Below are 3,514 nucleotides of genomic sequence, written 5' to 3'. Positions count from 1 at the left end.
GGACAGAAGGGGGCCATGAACGTCGGCGTGGACGGCCTGGACCCCTCCTCCATCCAGCTCATCGGCACGGCGGTGACGCCCGCGGTGATGGTGTCCGGGTGCGGCATCCTGGCCACCGGCCTGGACAATCAGATTTCGCGCATCACCGCGCGCATGCGGGACCTGGTCCGGGAATGGCGCACGCTGCCAGAGGGCCACGCGCGCCGCTCTCTCCTGCGCGAGGAGGTGGCCATCATGGACCGCCGCCACGCCATCCTCGCCCGGGCCATTGGCTTCACCTACGCGGCGCTCCTGTCCTTCGTGATGACGTCGCTCCTGTACCTGCTGCGCCGCAGCGTGGCGGTGCCGGAGGGGCTGCCGGTGCTGTCCTTCTCCCTGGGCGTGGGGCTGTTGGGCTCCACGGCGGTGCTGGCCCTGGCGTCGCTGCGCTTGAGCCGCCGCGCCATCACGCTGGAGGGCGCTGAGCTGTTCCGCGACGGGCGGCCGGGCGACCCGCCAGCGCCCTGAATTTGTTCCGCAGCGCACGCGAAGGTGCTAGCGGGTGCCCCGAGACGCGCGGGTCTGGTACGTCCCGGCCCGCGCGCCTGGTATCGCGCAGGATTCCTGAAGTCTCTGTGGCTCAACCCTCACCGTGGAGCACGTGAACATGGCAAACGCCAAGGTCTTCTTCGACATGTCGATTGGTGGTCAGCCCGCCGGCCGCATCGTGATGGAGCTGTTTACCGACGACGTTCCCAAGACCGCCGAGAACTTCCGCGCCCTGTGCACGGGTGAGAAGGGCGTCGGCAAGAGCGGCAAGGCGCTGCACTTCAAGGGGACGCCCTTCCACCGCGTCATCCCGAACTTCATGTGCCAGGGCGGCGACATCACGCTCGGCAACGGCTACGGCGGCGAGTCCATCTACGGTGAGAAGTTCGCGGACGAGAACTTCAAGCACAAGCACACGGGCCCGGGCATCCTCTCCATGGCCAACGCGGGCCCCAACAGCAACGGCTCGCAGTTCTTCCTCACCACGGCCACCACGTCGTGGCTCGACGGCAAGCACGTCGTCTTCGGCAAGGTCGTCGAGGGCATGGACGTGGTGAAGAAGATCGAGTCCGTGGGCAGCCAGTCCGGCGCGACGCGCCAGCCCGTGAAGATCGAAGACAGCGGCCAGCTGTAATCCCGCCGCTGCGTCTCACCCGAAAGGTCCATCCGTGCCTCGCGCGCGGGTGGACCTTCGTCGTTTCCGCCGGAGGCGTTTCAAGACGGGCCGTGGGACGCGTCCTCGTCCTCCTCTTCGTGGGCCTCCTCCGGGCGGAAGGGCCGCGCGGGCACGGCACCGAACGCGCGCAGCAGCTCCAGGGGGATGGGCAGGATGGTGTGGTTGCCGCCGCTGGTGATCTCCACCAGCGTCTGCAGGTAGCGCAGTTGGAGCGTGGCGGGGTTGCGGCTGAGCACGTCCGCGGCCAGGGCGAGCTTCTCCGCCGCCTGGTGTTCGCCTTCCGCGGCGATGATCTTCGCGCGGCGCTCGCGTTCGGCCTCGGCCTGTCGCGCGATGGCCCGCTGCATCTCAAACGGCAGGTCGATGTGCTTCACCTCCACGTTGGAGACCTTCACGCCCCACGGGTCGGTGCGCGCGTCGAGCACCTGCTGCAATTCGTGGTTGATGCGCTCGCGCTGGGACAAGAGGTCATCCAGCTCCACCTGGCCCAGGATGGCGCGCAGCGTGGTCTGCGCAATCTGGCTGGTGGCGTAGAGGTAGTCCTCCACCTGGAGCACGGCCTTGTCCGCCTGGATGACGCGGAAGTAGACGACGGCGTTGACCTTCACGCTGACGTTGTCCTTGGTGATGACGTCCTGCGGGGGCACGTCGCGCGCCACCGTGCGCAGGTCGATGATGACCATCCGCTCGACGAAGGGGATGAGCCAGCGGAAGCCCGCGCGCTTGAGGCCCACGTAGCGCCCCAGCCGGAACACGACACCGTTCTGGTACTCGGTGACGATGCGCACACCGGAGACAAAGAGGAGGAACAACACGGCCAGGGGGAGGAGCCACCCCAGCGCTCCGACCAGCTCGTTCATGGCATCTGCTCCGCGACGGTGAGGGTGAGCCCTTCCACGGCACGCACCACGACCTGGGCGCCCTCGCGGATGGGAGTGAAGGAGACAGCGCGCCAGCGCTCGCCGTGGACGAACACCTCGCCGCCGGAAGGCGTGACGGGGGCCAGCGCCGTGCCGGCCTCGCCCACGAGCCCCGCGTCGCCGCCCCGCTGCGGCAGCTTGCGCGTCTGGGCGCTGCGGTACGCGACGAAGGCCGCGGTCCCCGCGAACACGAGCGCCGTGGGCAGCATCACGCCCCACGACATGCGGAAGGACGGCTCCACGAACCAGCCCGGTTCGAAGCGGTCCACCAGGAACACGCCGCCCAATATCAACAGGCCCACGCCCGCCGCGCCCAGGAGGCCGCTGGTGACGAACAGCTCCGCGAGGATGAGCCCCACGCCCATCAGCATCAGCACCAGCGCCCCCGAGCGCACCGGCAGCGTCGCGGAAGCCATCAACGCCAGCACCAGCGCCACGCCGCCAATGAGCCCCGGCGCCACCGCGCCCGGATGGGACAGCTCCACCACCAGGCCCAGCACCGCGACGAGGAACAGCAGGTAGATGAGGGACGGCTGCGCGAGCGCATGCACCACCTGCTGTGACAGCCCCGGCTCCAGCGACACGACGTGGGCCTCGCGGGTGGCGAGCGTCACGGTGTCACCGCCCGCCACCTCCACGCGGCGGCCATCGACCGCGGAGAGGAACGCGGCCTCGGTGGGAGCGACGAGCTCCACCACACGAAGCTCCACGGCGCGGTCCGCGGGAACGCTGGCGCTGTCGCGCACGGCGGCCGCGGCCCACTCCGGATTGCGGCCCCGCTGCCGGGCGATGCCCTCCGCGAAGGCGACCGTGTCGTTCTCCACCTTCCGGGCGAGCTCCTCGCCACCCGCTTGCGCCACGTCCTCGCCCCCAAGGCCCACGGGGTGCGCCGCGCCGATGTTCGTCCCCGGCGCCATGGCGCTCACGTTCGATGCGAGCGCGATGAACACGCCCGCGCTGCCGGCCCGCGAACCGGAAGGCCCCACCCACACGAGCACGGGAACGCGCGAGCCCAGGAACGCGCGCACCACGGAGCGGGTGGCCTCCAACGAACCGCCTGGAGTGTCCAACCGCACGAGCAGCGCCGAGGCTCCCTCGTCCTCCGCGCGCTTCACGCAGTCCGCGAGGTACGCGCCCGAGCCGGTATCCACCACGCCCTCCAGCTCGCACCGCGCGACGAAGGACGGTGAAGCGGGGGCCGCCGGAGCGGCGAGGCCCACGAAGAGGAACGCCAGCAGCCAGCCCCAGAGGGCATGACGGCGCCAGCTCATCCTGTCGACGTGGTCCCGCATGTCCGCCCCCGGATGCGCGCCCCTCGCGCACACGCACTCGGACAACGATGTGCATCGGACCGTCGGATGACCGGATCATGAGTCCGGGGGCCCGGGGG

Annotated in this window: 4 protein-coding genes; 2 read left to right on the top strand and 2 right to left on the bottom strand. The window is 70.1% G+C overall.

Going from position 1 to position 3,514, the window contains the following annotated elements:
• The first annotated feature begins 15 nt into the window (after positions 1-15).
• Together D7W82_RS38835 and D7W82_RS38830 are read left to right on the top strand one after the other, a co-directional pair.
• Positions 16-507, top strand: a complete 492-nt coding sequence (locus D7W82_RS38835; RefSeq protein ID WP_120623071.1) for a DUF2721 domain-containing protein — start codon at positions 16-18, stop codon at positions 505-507.
• Positions 508-646: 139 nt separating this feature from the next.
• Positions 647-1,162: a peptidylprolyl isomerase gene (locus D7W82_RS38830; protein WP_120623072.1), complete on the top strand. Its 516-nt coding sequence runs from the start codon at positions 647-649 to the stop codon at positions 1,160-1,162.
• 80 nt (positions 1,163-1,242) lie between these two features.
• Here D7W82_RS38830 and D7W82_RS38825 read toward each other — a convergent pair whose 3' ends face one another.
• On the bottom strand, positions 1,243-2,064 hold the full coding sequence (locus tag D7W82_RS38825) for a slipin family protein (protein WP_120623070.1): 822 nt from the start codon (positions 2,062-2,064) through the stop codon (positions 1,243-1,245).
• Positions 2,061-3,416, bottom strand: coding sequence for a nodulation protein NfeD (locus tag D7W82_RS38820; RefSeq protein ID WP_120623069.1), 1,356 nt, complete (start codon positions 3,414-3,416; stop codon positions 2,061-2,063). Before D7W82_RS38820 ends, D7W82_RS38825 begins: the two co-directional genes overlap by 4 nt.
• Positions 3,417-3,514 lie beyond the last annotated feature (98 nt).

Origin of the sequence: Corallococcus sp. CA049B, from assembly GCF_003611685.1 — a bacterium.
GTDB lineage: Bacteria > Myxococcota > Myxococcia > Myxococcales > Myxococcaceae > Corallococcus > Corallococcus coralloides.
Note: the sequence above shows the minus strand (reverse complement) of the source record. Positions and strands in the feature narration are given on the sequence as shown.

Coding starts and splice junctions, on each gene's coding strand:
- D7W82_RS38835 (WP_120623071.1), top strand. CDS start 16: ATGAACGTCGGCGTGGACGGCCTGGACCCCTCCTCCATCCAGCTCATC.
- D7W82_RS38820 (WP_120623069.1), bottom strand. CDS start 3,416: ATGCGGGACCACGTCGACAGGATGAGCTGGCGCCGTCATGCCCTCTGG.
- D7W82_RS38830 (WP_120623072.1), top strand. CDS start 647: ATGGCAAACGCCAAGGTCTTCTTCGACATGTCGATTGGTGGTCAGCCC.
- D7W82_RS38825 (WP_120623070.1), bottom strand. CDS start 2,064: ATGAACGAGCTGGTCGGAGCGCTGGGGTGGCTCCTCCCCCTGGCCGTG.